13 protein-coding genes and 1 pseudogene are annotated in these 13,978 nt (G+C 65.8%); 6 read left to right on the top strand and 8 right to left on the bottom strand.

Translation table 11 applies throughout. From position 1 onward, the window contains the following. Positions 1-43: 43 nt before the first annotated feature. Complete coding sequence (locus J7E91_RS09720; RefSeq protein ID WP_214900898.1) at positions 44-439, bottom strand: hypothetical protein; 396 nt, start codon at positions 437-439, stop codon at positions 44-46. 217 nt (positions 440-656) lie between these two features. On the opposite strand from J7E91_RS09720, the gene J7E91_RS09725 reads away from it, so the two are divergent. The 6 genes and pseudogenes from J7E91_RS09725 (at position 657) to idi (ending at position 6,823) form a co-directional block, all read left to right on the top strand. Next, complete coding sequence (locus tag J7E91_RS09725; protein WP_214900900.1) at positions 657-1,277, top strand: heme-copper oxidase subunit III; 621 nt, start codon at positions 657-659, stop codon at positions 1,275-1,277. A 67-nt stretch (positions 1,278-1,344) separates the two neighbouring features. Next, positions 1,345-2,154, top strand: a complete 810-nt coding sequence (locus J7E91_RS09730; RefSeq protein WP_214900902.1) for a c-type cytochrome — start codon at positions 1,345-1,347, stop codon at positions 2,152-2,154. After that, positions 2,151-3,203, top strand: a complete 1,053-nt coding sequence (locus J7E91_RS09735) for a ubiquinol-cytochrome c reductase iron-sulfur subunit (RefSeq protein WP_214900905.1) — start codon at positions 2,151-2,153, stop codon at positions 3,201-3,203. The genes J7E91_RS09730 and J7E91_RS09735 overlap by 4 nt, the downstream gene beginning before the upstream one ends. Next, on the top strand, positions 3,200-4,828 hold the full coding sequence (locus tag J7E91_RS09740; RefSeq protein WP_214900907.1) for a ubiquinol-cytochrome c reductase cytochrome b subunit: 1,629 nt from the start codon (positions 3,200-3,202) through the stop codon (positions 4,826-4,828). Before J7E91_RS09735 ends, J7E91_RS09740 begins: the two co-directional genes overlap by 4 nt. A gap of 684 nt (positions 4,829-5,512) precedes the next feature. After that, positions 5,513-6,193: pseudogene (locus J7E91_RS35820) on the top strand (cytochrome P450); the annotation flags it as partial. A 30-nt stretch (positions 6,194-6,223) separates the two neighbouring features. Then, on the top strand, positions 6,224-6,823 hold the full coding sequence (gene idi, locus J7E91_RS09745) for an isopentenyl-diphosphate Delta-isomerase (RefSeq protein WP_374224661.1): 600 nt from the start codon (positions 6,224-6,226) through the stop codon (positions 6,821-6,823). A 75-nt stretch (positions 6,824-6,898) separates the two neighbouring features. On the opposite strand, the gene J7E91_RS09750 is transcribed toward idi, so the two are convergent. The 7 genes from J7E91_RS09750 to J7E91_RS09780 all read right to left on the bottom strand — a co-directional run bounded on the left by J7E91_RS09750 (position 6,899) and on the right by J7E91_RS09780 (position 13,831). After that, the gene (locus J7E91_RS09750; RefSeq protein ID WP_214900909.1) at positions 6,899-7,867 is read right to left on the bottom strand and encodes an aminotransferase class I/II-fold pyridoxal phosphate-dependent enzyme; all 969 of its coding nucleotides are present in this window, start codon (positions 7,865-7,867) and stop codon (positions 6,899-6,901) included. A gap of 5 nt (positions 7,868-7,872) precedes the next feature. Then, entirely contained in the window at positions 7,873-8,112 is a 240-nt protein-coding gene (locus J7E91_RS09755) for an acyl carrier protein (protein ID WP_214900911.1), read from the bottom strand. A gap of 24 nt (positions 8,113-8,136) precedes the next feature. Further along, the gene (locus J7E91_RS09760; protein WP_214900913.1) at positions 8,137-9,147 is read right to left on the bottom strand and encodes a beta-ketoacyl-ACP synthase III; all 1,011 of its coding nucleotides are present in this window, start codon (positions 9,145-9,147) and stop codon (positions 8,137-8,139) included. Then, positions 9,144-10,157, bottom strand: a complete 1,014-nt coding sequence (locus J7E91_RS09765; protein ID WP_214900915.1) for a squalene/phytoene synthase family protein — start codon at positions 10,155-10,157, stop codon at positions 9,144-9,146. The genes J7E91_RS09760 and J7E91_RS09765 overlap by 4 nt, the downstream gene beginning before the upstream one ends. A gap of 103 nt (positions 10,158-10,260) precedes the next feature. Beyond that, positions 10,261-12,039, bottom strand: coding sequence for a thiamine pyrophosphate-binding protein (locus J7E91_RS09770; RefSeq protein ID WP_214900916.1), 1,779 nt, complete (start codon positions 12,037-12,039; stop codon positions 10,261-10,263). A 78-nt stretch (positions 12,040-12,117) separates the two neighbouring features. Next, the gene (locus J7E91_RS09775) at positions 12,118-12,798 is read right to left on the bottom strand and encodes a hypothetical protein (protein WP_214900917.1); all 681 of its coding nucleotides are present in this window, start codon (positions 12,796-12,798) and stop codon (positions 12,118-12,120) included. A gap of 61 nt (positions 12,799-12,859) precedes the next feature. Continuing rightward, on the bottom strand, positions 12,860-13,831 hold the full coding sequence (locus tag J7E91_RS09780) for a 3-oxoacyl-[acyl-carrier-protein] synthase III C-terminal domain-containing protein (RefSeq protein WP_308376291.1): 972 nt from the start codon (positions 13,829-13,831) through the stop codon (positions 12,860-12,862). Positions 13,832-13,978: the final 147 nt, after the last annotated feature.

The following is a 13,978-nucleotide window of genomic DNA, read 5'->3' on the forward strand; positions in this document are numbered from 1 at the left end:
CCCAGGGCCTGTCCGGCGGATCATGGCCGGGGCCGCGCCGGTGTCACGCCCTGGCGGCGAGCCTGCGACGCAGCAGCGCCGCCAGGGCGTCCGCGAACTCCACCGGGTCCACCGGAAGCGTCACAGCGCTCTCGGCGCGGCTCCAGGTGGCCAGCCAGGAGTCCTGCGGACGCCCGATCAGCAGCAGTACGGGCGGGCAGTTGAAGATCTCGTCCTTGATCTGCCGGCACACGCCCATGCCGCCCGCGGGCACCGCCTCGCCGTCCAGCACGCAGACGTCGACACCGCCCTCGTCCAGCGCCTTGAGGACGGCCGGCAGCGTGGCGCACTCCAGGAACTCGACCGGCGGCACGTCCGCGGCGGGCCTGCGACCCGCTGCCAGCCGCACCTGTTCACGGGTGTTCGCGTTGTCGCTGTAGACCAGGACCGTGGCGGTCATTGTTCCTCCATGCATCTGAAAGCCCTCGAAGGCTCGGTGTTGGATCAGGAACCGATGCGCGGATGCTACTCCGTCCGACAGCCGGTCAGCAGGGGTTCGTATCTGCCTTCGACGGTACCTCCGATGGGCCGTTCGGCTCAGGTCACAGCGCCTTCTCAGAGCATGGACACACCGAATGGCACCCCCGGGAGTGAGGGCGGGATAAGCGACCGACATAATGTCGGTCGTGGCGACAGCAACGACAGTAGACAAAGGGCTCGCGCACCCGTCGGTCAATCGACCGAACCTCACCAGCGTCGGAACCATCATCTGGTTGAGTTCCGAGCTGATGTTCTTCGCGGCCCTCTTCGCGATGTACTTCACCCTGCGATCGGTGACGGGTCCCGAGTTCTGGAAGCAGCAGGCCGAACACCTGAACTTCCCGTTCTCGGCGACGAACACCACGATCCTGGTGCTCTCCTCCCTCACCTGCCAGCTCGGCGTCTTCGCCGCCGAGCGCGGGGACGTGAAGAAGCTCCGGGCGTGGTTCATCATCACGTTCGTGATGGGTGCGATCTTCATCGGAGGCCAGGTTCTCGAGTACAGCGAGCTGGTGAAGGACGCGGGCCTCTCGCTCTCGTCCGACCCGTACGGCTCGGTGTTCTACCTGACGACCGGCTTCCACGGACTGCATGTGACGGGCGGACTCATCGCCTTCCTGCTGGTCCTCGGCCGCACCTACGCGGCCAAGAGATTCACCCACGAGCAGGCAACCGCCGCCATCGTCGTGTCCTACTACTGGCACTTCGTCGATGTCGTCTGGATCGGCCTCTTCGCCACGATCTACATGATCAAGTAGGTCGGGTCCGAAACCCGGCCCACATCCAGCTCCATCGACGCAGAAGATCCTGACACCGGGGTAATCCGTGAAAAAGCTCTCCGCACGACGACGCCATCCGCTGGCGGCGGTCGTCGTACTACTCCTCGCGCTGGCGGCCACCGGGGGGCTGTACGCCGCGTTCGCGCCCGCGGGCAAGGCCCAGGCCGATGAAACAGCCCAGTCCCTCGCCATCGAGGAGGGCAAGAAGCTCTACGCCGTCGGCTGCTCCAGCTGCCACGGTACCGGCGGTCAGGGCGGCTCGGACGGCCCGTCCCTGGTGGGCGTCGGCTCTGCCGCAGTGGACTTCCAGGTCGGCACCGGACGCATGCCGGCGCAGCAGCCCGGCGCCCAGGTGCCGAAGAAGAGGAAGATCTACTCGCAGGCCGAGATCGACCAGCTCGCCGCGTACGTCGCCTCCCTCGGCGCCGGCCCGATCACGCCGACCGAGGAGCAGTACGACCCCAAGGGTGCGGACATCGCCAAGGGTGGCGACCTGTTCCGCACCAACTGCGCCCAGTGCCACAACTTCACGGGCGAGGGCGGTGCCCTCACTAACGGCAAGTACGCCCCGAGCCTTGAAGACGTGAGCCCGAAGCACCTCTACGAGGCCATGCAGACCGGCCCGCAGAACATGCCGTCCTTCCCCGACACGACGCTGCCGGAGCAGCAGAAGAAGGACATCATCGCGTACGTCAAGACGGTGAACGGCGAGGAGACGGAGACCCCCGGCGGCTTCGCGCTGGGCGGCCTCGGCCCCGTCAGCGAGGGCCTGTTCGGCTGGATCTTCGGTCTGGGTTCGCTGATCGCCGTCGCCGTCTGGGTCGCGGCCCACACCGCTAAGGCCAAGAAGTCATGAGTAGCCAAGAGATTCCAGAGAAGAACCTGCCGAGCGAGCAGGACACCGCGCACGGCGCGGTAGCCGTGGCGGAAGACCCGTTCGCGGACCCGGGGCTGCCGCCCCACAAGCCGCGTATCCAGGACATCGACGAGCGGGCCGCCAAGCGCTCCGAGCGCACGGTCGCCCTCCTGTTCACGCTGTCCATGCTGTCCACGATCGGCTTCATCGCCTCCTTCGTGGCGTTCCCGGTCGACAAGATCGTGTACGTCTGGCCGCTCGGCCACGTGAGCGCGCTGAACCTCTCGCTGGGTGTGACGCTGGGCCTCGCCCTCTTCTGCATCGGCGCGGGCGCGGTCCACTGGGCCCGCACCCTGATGTCCGACGTGGAGGTCGCCGACGACCGGCACGCCATCTCGGCCGAGCCCGAGGTCAAGGCCAAGGTCATGGCCGACTTCAAGGCCGGCGCCGAGGAGTCCGCGATCGGGCGCCGCAAGCTGATCCGCACCACGATGTTCGGCGCGCTGGCCATGGTGCCGCTCTCCGGTGTGGTCCTGCTGCGCGACCTGGGCCCGCTGCCCGAGGAAAAGCTGCGCCACACGCTGTGGGGCAGGGGTAAGCAGCTCATCAACATGAACACGAACGAGCCGCTGCGTCCCGAGGACGTCGCGGTCGGTTCGCTGACCTTCGCCAAGCCGGAAGGCCTGGAAGAGGACAACCACGAGTTCAACAACGAGATCGCCAAGGCCGCTCTGATGATCGTCCGGCTCCAGCCGCAGGACATCAAGGACAAGCGCGAACTCGACTGGTCCCACCAGGGCATCGTGGCGTTCTCCAAGATCTGCACCCATGTCGGCTGCCCGATCAGCCTGTACGAGCAGCAGACGCATCACGTGCTCTGCCCGTGCCACCAGTCCACTTTCGACCTTTCCGACGGTGCGCGCGTCATCTTCGGCCCGGCCGGCCACGCCCTCCCGCAGCTGCGGATCGGTGTGAATGACGAAGGATTCCTCGAGGCGCTCGGCGACTTCGAAGAGCCCGTCGGTCCTAGTTTCTGGGAGCGCGGATGAGCACCGTGACTGACGAAAAGCGCAAGGCGCCCGCGGGTGAGCGGGTAGCCGACTGGGCGGACGGCCGGCTGGGCATCTACAGCCTGGCCAAGGCCAACATGCGCAAGATCTTCCCGGACCACTGGTCCTTCATGCTGGGTGAGATCTGCCTCTACAGCTTCATCATCATCATCCTCACGGGTGTGTACCTGACGCTGTTCTTCCACCCGAGCATGAACGAGGTCGTGTACCACGGCTCGTACGTGCCGATGCAGGGCATCCGGATGACGGAGGCCTTCGCGTCGACCCTGGAGATCAGCTTCGACGTTCGTGGCGGTCTGCTCATCCGGCAGATCCACCACTGGGCCGCGCTGATCTTCCTCGCGGCGATGTTCGTGCACATGATGCGCGTGTTCTTCACGGGCGCGTTCCGCAAGCCGCGTGAGATCAACTGGCTGTTCGGCTTCCTGCTGTTCGTCCTGGGCATGTTCACCGGTTTCACCGGCTACTCGCTCCCGGACGACCTGCTCTCCGGCACCGGTGTCCGCATCAGTCAAGGGCTGGTTTTGTCGATTCCGGTCATCGGCACGTACATTTCGATGTTCCTGTTCGGTGGGGAGTTCCCGGGCCACGACATCATCGCCAGGTTCTACTCCATCCACATCCTGCTGCTGCCGGGCATCATGCTCGGCCTCGTGGTGGCCCACCTGATCCTGGTCTTCTACCACAAGCACACGCAGTTCGCGGGCCCCGGCCGTACGAACAAGAACGTCGTCGGCATGCCGCTGCTGCCGGTCTACATGGCCAAGGCCGGAGGCTTCTTCTTCCTGGTCTTCGGTGTCATCGCGGCCATCGCGGCGCTGTTCACGATAAACCCGGTGTGGGCCATGGGTCCGTACCGTCCGGACCAGGTGTCCACCGGCGCCCAGCCCGACTGGTACATGGGCTTCTCCGAGGGCCTCGTCCGTGTCATGCCGGCCTGGGAGATCGACCTCTGGGGTCACACCCTCAACCTGGGTGTGTTCATCCCGCTGATCGCCTTCGGTCTGATGCTCGTGGTGATCGCCGTGTACCCGTTCATCGAGTCGTGGATCACCGGCGACAAGCGCGAACACCACCTGCTGGACCGGCCGCGTAACGCGCCGACCCGGACCGCGCTCGGCGTCGCCTGGCTCACCTGGTTCTCCGTGGCCATGGTCGGTGGTGCCAACGACCTGTTCGCCACCTACTTCCACCTGTCGATCAACTCGATCACCTGGTTCGTCCGGATCTTCTACTTCGTCGGCCCGGTCATCGCGTTCATCGTCACCAAGCGGATCTGCCTGGGTCTCCAGCGCCGCGAGCGCGACAAGGTGCTGCACGGCCGCGAGACCGGCATCATCAAGCGCCTGCCGCACGGTGAGTTCGTCGAGATCCACGAGCCGCTCAGCCAGCAGCAGCTGCACACCCTCACGGCACACGAGCAGTACACGCCGGCCGAGATCGGCCCGACGGTCGACGAGAACGGCATAGAGCGCAAGGTGAAGGGCTCCGAGAAGCTGCGAGCCAAGCTCAGCAAGGGGTACTTCGGCGAGGGCAACCAGATTCCCAAGCCGAGGACCGAGGAGTACAACGAGATCACCAGCGGTCACGGTCACGGCCACTGATCAGCTGAACGCCGCAAAGGTGGCCCTACGGACTCGTGTCCGTGGGGCCACCTTCTTGTGTGAGCACGTCGATCATGAGTTATTGATCCGTTATCTAAGCGTCGCTGGATCGAGGCTACGATCGCTGAGGTTGTGATCTTGAGTCGGGGGCGAGTTGCCTGGAAGGCGTGCCTGCGGCGTAACATGGGGGAGAAATTGATGTTAGATCCTGCTGTTGAAGCCGGATTTTTCTTCGACCCGACCGATCCGGGCTTCCGTCGGAACCCTTACCCCGCCTATGCGAAACTCCGCGACGAACACCCTCTCCTGCCCGGGCCCCTGAACTCCTGGGTGGTCAGTCGCTACGAGGAAGTGGAGTCCCTGCTCCGGGACCGGCGGCTCGGCAAGGATCTCGGGAACACCCAGTTCTTCGCCCAGGTGGCCGGCGGGCCCGGGGAAGAGCCGCCGCCCTTCCTGGGGCTGGGCCTGGACGGCTGGGACGCCAACCTCTTCCGGTTGCTGGATCCGTCGGACCACACCCGTTTGCGGAGCCTAGTGGCCGCGCCGTTCACGCCTACCGCGGTCGAGAACCTGATCAAGTCGGTGACCGCCGTGGTGGACGAGCTGCTGACTGACGTCCCCGAGCGATTCGACGTCATGGACGTGCTGGCCACGGAACTCCCCGCGCGCGTGCTCGGGGACATGATGGGCATCCCCCGTGACGACCAGAAGCTCATCTCCGGCTGGTCGTCCGAGATAGCGAGGATCCTGGAGCTCGGCGCCGCGCCACCCGAAGACCTGGCGATCGTTTGCCAGCGCGCGGTGGCGCAGTGTACGGAGTACTTCACCAAGGTGCTGGAGGAGCGTCGGGACGGTGATGGCACCGACCTGATCAGCGAGCTCTCCCGGCTGGAAGACGTCATCAAGGGCCTGACGATTCACCAGATCGCAGCGGTGTGCGTCCTGCTAATCGTCCCCGGCCTCGACACCTTCGCCAACCTCATCGGCAACGCGGCCGTGCTGCTCGCCCAGCACCCGGAGGCGCTGAACCGTCTCGCCGCCGACCCCGGTCTCGCGGACGACGTGGTGGACGAGGTGCTGCGTCTGGAGCCGCCCACGCACGCGTCCTGGCGTGTCGTCAACGAGCCGATCACCCTGCACGGCCAGACGATGCAGCGCGGTGACGTGGTGCTGCTGATGCTCGCCGCGGCCAACCGGGACGAACGGGCCTTCGAGAACCCTGAGGTCCTGACGCTGGGGGCACACGGCCGCAAGCACCTCTCATTCGGCCGTGGAATCCACTACTGCCTCGGTGACAACCTCTCCAGACTGATGGCCAAGGAAGCGCTGGTCGGCCTTGCGCAGCGATGCGCCACTGTTGAGCTCGACGACGACGAGGTGCAGCTCAAGCCCGGTCTGTGGCTGCGAGGCCCGGCCCGGCTGCCCGTCACGACGACTCCTCGGGGTCCTGCAACCGATCCGATTCTGCTTGAACTCGTCGACGAGCAGGGCCGTACGATCGGCGTCGCCGAAAAGCTGTCGGCGCACCAGGCGCCCGGACAACTGCACCGGGCCTTCTCGGTGTTCCTCTTCGACACCGAGGGACGCATGCTGCTCCAGCAGCGGGCCCTGTCGAAGTACCACTCGCCGGGTGTCTGGTCCAACACGTGCTGCGGGCACCCGTACCCCGACGAGCGGGCGGAGGCCGCGGCAGCCCGGCGTGTCGCCGAGGAACTCGGACTCGACGACTTCTCGCTCGAGCCGGCCGGGACGGTCACGTACGAGCACCCCGACGACATCTCGGGCCTCGTCGAGAAGGAGTACAACCACCTGTTCGTGGGCGTGGTGAAGCAGCGACCTGAGCCGGATCCGGCCGAGGTCCACGACTTCCGGTACGTGAGCAGTGAGGAACTCGCCGAGCTCCAGCGGGAGAACCGTTTCTCGGCTTGGTTCCCCACCGTCCTTCAGGCAGCCCTTTCCGGGGTGCGCCGGATCGCGCCGGACGGCGGCTGGTAACCGCAACGAAGACATGAAGAGCCGCTGTCGACCGGGTTTCCCGTCGACAGCGGCTCTTGTTTCTTCTCGGCTCGCCTAGGTCAGGGCCTGAAGCACCGCGTTGTTGGCATCGGTGTCTCCGACGGTGAGCCGCACGCCCTCGCCCTCGAAGTAGCGCGCCCGGACCCCGTGCCGCTCCAGCGCCCTGCGGATGTCCTCGGTCCGTTCCGGCTCGTCGAACCACAGGAAGTTCGTGTGGCTGGGCAGCACGTTCCAGGAACGGCTCAACTTCGCGGCGACCCGGTCGCGTTCGCGGACGATGAACTCGACGCGCTCTTCAAGCTCCCGCTGCTCACGCAGTGACGTCTCCACCGCGACCACTGGCAGGGAACCCATGGCAAACGGAAGCTGGTACCTGCCGATGCGCTGTGCGAGCACCGGGTTCGCGACACCGTAACCGACACGCATATTGGCCAGTCCGTAGGCCTTCGAGAACGTGCGCAGCACCAAAAGGTTCGGGAACTCCCGTACCCACTCCACCGAGTCGGGGCGGTCGCCGGAGTCGACGAACTCGACGTACGCCTCGTCCAGGACGATCAGGGTGTCGGCCGGGACCAGGGCGATGAACTCCTTCAACTGGTCCGCCGGAACCAGCCGACCGGTCGGGTTGTGCGGATTGCACACGATCACCGCGTCCGCGTCCACGGCTGCCTTCCCCAGGGCGTCGAGATCCTGGTGCCCGCCCGGCAGCAGCGGAACCTCGATCGCCCGGGCGCCGGCCATCTCGGCGAGCAGGGGGTAGGCGTCGAAGTTGCGCCACGCATACGCCAGCCCCCCACCCGGACGCACGCTCGCCTGCAACGCCTGAAGGGCGACCCCGACGGACCCGGATCCCACCACCACTGCGTCGGTGGGCAGCTCCAGCCAGTCCGCGATGATGCCCTTCAGTCGTTCCGGATAGAACTCCGGGTACCGGTTGATGTCGGTGATGTGGCGAGCGATCTCTGCGGCGACGGATGCGAGCGGCGGGAGCGGATTCTCGTTGAGCGTCAGAAGATGCTCCATGGGCATCAGCTCACGCCCACCGATTTGAGGAGCTCACGTGCGCCCTCAAGGGTCGACTCCGCTCCGAGTTCGTTGCCCTTCAGCGTCGGGGTGCCGAACTGGCGCTCCAACTCCACAATGAACTCGACGACTGCCATCGAATCCATTCCCGCGTCCTTGAAGGACGCGCCGTCGAAGAGGAGGTCGGTGGACTGGGGAAACCGCTCGTCGAGCAGCGCCTTGAGGTTCTCGTTGATGGTGTTCATGGTTCTCTTCTCATTCGTGTGTCGTCACTCGTCGACCACATCGAGGGCCTCGGGCCAGGTGAGGAGCGTCGACCCCCACGTCAGACCGCCGCCGAAGCCGGTGAGGACGACCGACTGGCCCGCCTCCATCCGTCCGTCGGCGGCGCCTGCCGCGAGAGCGAGCGGAATGGAGGCGGCCACGGTGTTGCCGACTCGGTCGATGTTCTTCACGACCCGCTCGGGCGGCAGACCCAGCTCCCGCGCGCAGGTGTCGAGAATCCTGACGTTGGCCTGATGGGGAACCAGGTGGCTGATGTCCGCAGGGGCCAGCGCGGCGGCGTCCAGGACCTTGCGTACCGACCCGGTCATGTGTCTGACGGCTCGGACGAAGACCTGAGGGCCGTCCATCTGGAAGTACGAGTCTGCCGACGCCGGTTTAGCCCCGCTGAGCCGCTGTTCCGATCCTCCGGCAGGGACGGTGATGAGGTCGACGCCCGTGCCGTCGCTGCCCAGGTCGAAACCGAGGAGGGCACCGTTCTGCCGGCGGTCACCGGCGCGCAGCACTACGGCGCCAGCGCCGTCACCGAAGATCACCCGGGTGGTGCGGTCCTCCGGATCGAGGATCGTGGAGAACGTGTCCGCCCCGACCACCAGTGCCGAATCTGCCACTTCGGTTCCGATCAACCCCGCCGCGGTGGCCAGTCCGTACACGAAACCGGTGCACACCGCGGCCACGTCGAACGCACCGGCACCGACGAGGCCGAGAGCCGCTGCGACCGCCGGGGCCGTCGCCGGACAGGGGCGGTCCGGAGTGCTCGTGGCCACGACGACGACGTCGACGCGATCGGCCCCGGCCGACTTCAGCGCACGCCGCGCCGCCTCCGTGGCGAGATGACCGGTGCTCATCCCGGCGGACGCGACATGCCGCCGGGTGATCCCGGTACGGGTCCTGATCCACTCGTCGGACGTCTCCAGTTCCGCGGCGAGCATGTCGTTCGTGACCACCTGCGGAGGGACCCAGGTTCCCAGACCGCTGAGGATCGCGCTGCGTGTCATGCGCCGGTGCCCTGGTAAGGGGGCCGGATCAGGTAACCGCTCTTCGCCGACCGCTGGTTGACCTTCCGCGCCCGGGCGATGCCCGAGAGCGTGCGCGGGATCATGCGGCCCGACGCGAAGTCCAGCCCCCGCTTCGGGTTCTTGAAGAAGGCGTAGTCGTCCTTGACCAGCTCCGGGAACATCGAGTCGTGCGTCTGGATGTCCGTCTCCATGAAGATCCGCGACGTCGGGTGCAGCGTCTGCGGCCAGGAGCGGCCGGCGTCCAGGTGCTTGCGGGCCACGTCGATCTCGGACTGGATCAGCTCGCGCAGGGGGTCACTGATGTAGCCGCTGCCGATCTGGCGCTTCAGGTCCGCACGGGTCAGACCGAACCGGGTGAGGTGTTCCACGGGGAGGTAGAGCCGCCCCAGGTCCAGGTCCTCACGGACGTCCCAGACGAAGTCCAGCAACTGGAAGGCCGTGATGGTGTGCCGGCACAGTTCCTCGGCGTCCTCGTTCAGCGGCTCGAAGATCTGGTTGATCCAGATCGCGGGCAGGAGCGTCACCGTCTGGATGAACTCGTCGAGATGCTCATCGTTCGTGTACTCGTAGGTCGCGAGGGTCTTGCGATGACCGTCCACGAACTCCGGTACGCGAAGGTAGGGCAGATCCCACGTACGCATGGTGTGCACGAGGGCCCGGGCGAGGGCGGCGTCCGTCTCCTCCGAGTGGGACAGCGGCTTGTCCGTCGGCAAGGACTCGCCTTTGGCGACGGCCATGTACGTGCGCTCCCACTCGTCGAGCCGGCGGGCCCTGACGTCGACGCTGAGATTGATGTCGTCGGCCAGGTCGTCGATGTAGCAGACGAAGGAGAAGAACGTGTCGAAATAGGGCCGCTTGGCCGGGGGGAACATGAAGCGACCCAGGTAGCGGCCCCGCCCGATCTTGCGGAACAGCTGAGAGCTTGCGAGGTAGTCGGCGCGAAGTCCGGAGTCCGTGATGCCTGCGAGGTCCAGCTCTTGAACTGTCATGTCTGTTCTTTCCGATGGGGTCCGCGCGTCCCCAGCCGCCCCGGTTCCACGAGAGGACGGGAACGCGGGAACGCGCGGACGAGGGGGACTGAGGTCGGCGACGTCAGATCGCGCTTCCGGTCATCTCGTACGAGACGACGGGCTGCCGCGGCCTCGGCACCGACACGGTCGGTTCGTCGGCGGGCAGGAAGGAAGCGAAGGGAGGTACTTCCTCCACGGGGAGCCGGAGTTCGAGAACACCGGGCAGATGGCAGTTGAGCTGGTACTCGTCCAGGCGGCGGGCCAGCTCACCGGGGGTTCCGGCGCTCGCGACCCACAGTCGGTCCCCGGTTCCCAGCCCCCGCGCCACCATGTGCGCGTCGACGGGCGTGTAGTCGACGGTGGTGATGCGGGAGTCGAAGAACTTCTGCTGGCGCGTTGCACACATGCCATGCATGCCGTTGTTGAAAACGACGTAGAGGATGGGCAGTCCGAGCTCGACCGCCGTGTGTATCTCGAGACCGCTCATCAGGAAGGCGCCGTCACCGCAGAACACGACGGTCCGGGTGCCCGGCCGAGAACCGAGCTGGGCCCCGATCGCGGCCGCGATGCTGTAGCCCATGCCCCCCATCCCCAACGCGATCGTCGACGTGGAGCCGGGTGGGACGGATCCGTAGTGCATGGACGCGACGCTGCAATTGCCCGCGTCGTACAGGAGGTGGCCCGCGTGGGGCAGGTACTCCTGGACCATCTGCACGGCTTCGCTCTGCACCAGCGCATCGCCACCGGCCGTGCCGGTCCGTCCGGGGACCGGGGGAGCGGGTCGGGGCAGGAAGCGCGTCAGCTCGTATCCGGTGACGGGCGGGGCCGTGAAGGGGTCCGCCGACCTCAGCCGTTCCAGCAGCTGGAACACCCGGCCGGCGTCACCTCGGACCAGGATGTCGGCGAGGGAGGACCGCTCAAGCTCACCGGGATCGATATTGACCGCGCCGGCCTTGCTCGCGTCCCACCCGGGCAGCGCCCTTCTGGTCATCAGGGCCAGGCCCGTGCCCACCGCCAGGACGAAGTCCGACTTCTCCACATAGGCGGCGGCCGAGGGATGACCGCCCTCGCCGACGACCCCCAGATACAGGGGACTGTCGTTGGGGAACTCGCCGCGGGCACCCATGGTCGTCACGACCGGTATGCGTGCCCGTTCCGCGAAGACCCGTACCGCCTCCGGATCGCAGGAGCGGCGGACCCCGTGGCCGAGCAGGAGCACCGGCGCACTGGCATTCCGCAACCTCTCGAAGAGGGCGGACACCGCCTCCACGTCGACCGGTTCCGGATCGATGAAGGCGCTGATGTCGGTTGGCCAGTCGAAGGGTCGCTCGCCGACATCCAGCTCGTAGCTGTCCCTGGGAAGCAGGAGGGCCACCGGGCCCTTGCGTCCGCTGAGAGACGTCGTGATCGCGTCTCGCAGACGGTCCCAGAAGCCGTCCGACTCGGTGAGCCGGACGGTCTTCTTGGTGACGGAGCGCAACATGGGAAGCGCATCCACGGTCCGGCCCGTGCCGGATGAATCCTGGAAGGACCCATGGCCGTCCAGAGCCGTCGGCGGCTGGCCGACAAGGGCCAGTACCGGCACTGATTCGGCGTGGGACTCGGCCAGCCCCGCCACCAGGTTCATCATTCCGCCGCCGGAGGTGGAGCAGCACACGCCCAACGTCCGGTGTACCCGGGCGCGCGCGTCAGCCATGAACGCCGCGCCGTCCTCTCGCTTCGCCAGGACGGACGTCAGGCGACCATGACCGAGTCTTTCGATGGCGTCGTGGACGTGTTCGATGTTCGCGCCACTGACCCCGAAGACGTACCTGGTATCCAGGTCGCGCAGAACTGTGACTAAGGCATCAGCCAGCCGCATTTGCTCCCCCGTTTGTAGCGTGTGGTCTTACTGGATCGGTGAACGGAAGAGGTCGGCAACCGCTTCCGGTTCACCACGTCAGCTCTTGGCCGCGCCGAACCTGTGCTCGAGGATCCGCTTGAGGTTGCCCATCTCGACGCTGTGGCCCGCGTGGAACACGGGCCAGATGTCACCGACCCAGACGCGGTCGGTGCGCGCCCGGCCCTCGGCGATGTAGTCCGGGACGTTCTGCGTCTCGCGGTCGTAGTACGGGTGCTTGCAGTTGGTCCACAGCACGACCGTGCCCGGCTTGTTGAGGACCTTCGACGAGTCGATGATGGTCAGGTAGTAGCGCATCCACAGCTCGTGCCCCTGGTCCCAGGCGCACGGGTAGACCACGAGGCCGTGCTCGGGGCCCTTCTGCGCTTCGGCGCGGATGTAGATGTCCGTGTTCGGCTGGATCATCTCGTCGGCCCGGTACAGACCGCCGCCCATGTGCTGCATGTTACGGATGCTGTAGGTCCATTCCTCGAGGGAACGGGCGTTGGCGGCGTACTCGAAGACGATGTCGTACGGCACATTGATGTGCTCGGCGAGGGAACAGTGCTGGCCGAATATCTCGCTGTGCTCGTACGTCTCCTTCGTCTTGCTTTCCATGAGCTTCATCATGTCGTCCATGCCGGTGTTCTCGTTCCACACCAGGTCCAGTTCCTGAAGGTCGGACCTGTCGAGGACGTAGTTCTGAGCGAGGCCCGACTCGTCGGGCACACGGTTGACCATGATTTCTCCTGGAAATGAATTTGGTGAGCGATGGATGATGACGCCGGGACCCGGAATGGGGTCAGTTCCAGCGCCAGACCATGGAGGCGACGAGTTCGCCGCCGTGTGAGAAGGTCGCGAATGCGATGAGGTCTCCGGGAGAGACCATGCGCTTGTCCAGGGCGTCGGCGAAAGTCACCGGAAGAGACCCCTGGAACATGTTGCCGTACTTGCTGAGGGTGTCGTGCGCACGGGAATCATCGAATCCACAGCGCTTCCGCCATTCGGCGACGTATTTGTCGTTCGGCTGGTGCGTGATGAGGTAGGCGACGTCCTTGTTGTCCACGCCTGCCTTTTCCAGTGCGACGTCGACCGCGCGGGGAAGCTGCTCCATGGTCACGGCATAGAGGCGGGCCAGCATGTTCTGGTCGAACTTCACGGTGAGCGCGCCCGAACCGTCCGCCCAGTACGGGATCTGCATGCCGTCAACGGAGTTGGGCTCGACCCGGAGCGCTCCCCAGTTTTCGCCAAAGGCCTGCTCGTGTATGGAGAGAATGGTGGGCTCTTCCCCGACGGTGAGCAGTGTGGCGGATGCGCCGTCACCGAGGACTCGGGATTCCGGGCTCTTCTGGAATTCATCCAGTCGCGACACAAAATTAGTGACAGTCACCACCGCAATCGTGCGGTAATGACCCGAGTCGATGAACGCCTTTGCCGTGTTGACGGAGGAAATCCAGGAGCAACAGCCGTTGTCCACTTGCAGCACGGCTGCCGAGGTGGCGCCGACCGCGTGTTGGATGGCCGTCCCCACGCCGGGAGAGAATGCGTCGTTCAACTGCGAGGCGCAGATGATGAGATCTACATCGGCCGCCCGCACGCTGTTTCGCTCAAAGAGCTTCTTCAGGGCGGCGGTGCCCAGTTGGGCTGATGTGTAGCCAGGCCAGGCGAAGCGGCGCTCGTGCACGCCGGCGAAGAACGCATGATCACTGAGATCGCTGTTCTCGGCCTGCGCTTCGCTGTTGCGAACCACCCGCTCCGGCATGAAATTGACCACGTCGACAATGCGAGTTCGTGACACGAATTTTCCCCGTTTTCGTGATGATGCTATGTGCGGCAGATGTGGAGCGGACGTTTTTTGGATCTGTAGAAAATGTCTCCAATGCACCGCGAGAAGCAAGATCACCTTATGATCACGAAGATA

The sequence above is a fragment of the Streptomyces sp. ISL-99 genome (genome assembly GCF_018614005.1).
Lineage (GTDB): Bacteria > Actinomycetota > Actinomycetes > Streptomycetales > Streptomycetaceae > Streptomyces > Streptomyces flavidovirens.

Coding starts and splice junctions, on each gene's coding strand:
- J7E91_RS09725 (WP_214900900.1), top strand. CDS start 657: ATGTCGGTCGTGGCGACAGCAACGACAGTAGACAAAGGGCTCGCGCAC.
- J7E91_RS09765 (WP_214900915.1), bottom strand. CDS start 10,157: ATGACAGTTCAAGAGCTGGACCTCGCAGGCATCACGGACTCCGGACTT.
- J7E91_RS09775 (WP_214900917.1), bottom strand. CDS start 12,798: ATGGTCAACCGTGTGCCCGACGAGTCGGGCCTCGCTCAGAACTACGTC.
- J7E91_RS09740 (WP_214900907.1), top strand. CDS start 3,200: ATGAGCACCGTGACTGACGAAAAGCGCAAGGCGCCCGCGGGTGAGCGG.
- J7E91_RS09735 (WP_214900905.1), top strand. CDS start 2,151: ATGAGTAGCCAAGAGATTCCAGAGAAGAACCTGCCGAGCGAGCAGGAC.
- J7E91_RS09760 (WP_214900913.1), bottom strand. CDS start 9,147: ATGACACGCAGCGCGATCCTCAGCGGTCTGGGAACCTGGGTCCCTCCG.
- J7E91_RS09770 (WP_214900916.1), bottom strand. CDS start 12,039: ATGCGGCTGGCTGATGCCTTAGTCACAGTTCTGCGCGACCTGGATACC.
- J7E91_RS09720 (WP_214900898.1), bottom strand. CDS start 439: ATGACCGCCACGGTCCTGGTCTACAGCGACAACGCGAACACCCGTGAA.
- J7E91_RS09755 (WP_214900911.1), bottom strand. CDS start 8,112: ATGAACACCATCAACGAGAACCTCAAGGCGCTGCTCGACGAGCGGTTT.
- J7E91_RS09750 (WP_214900909.1), bottom strand. CDS start 7,867: ATGGAGCATCTTCTGACGCTCAACGAGAATCCGCTCCCGCCGCTCGCA.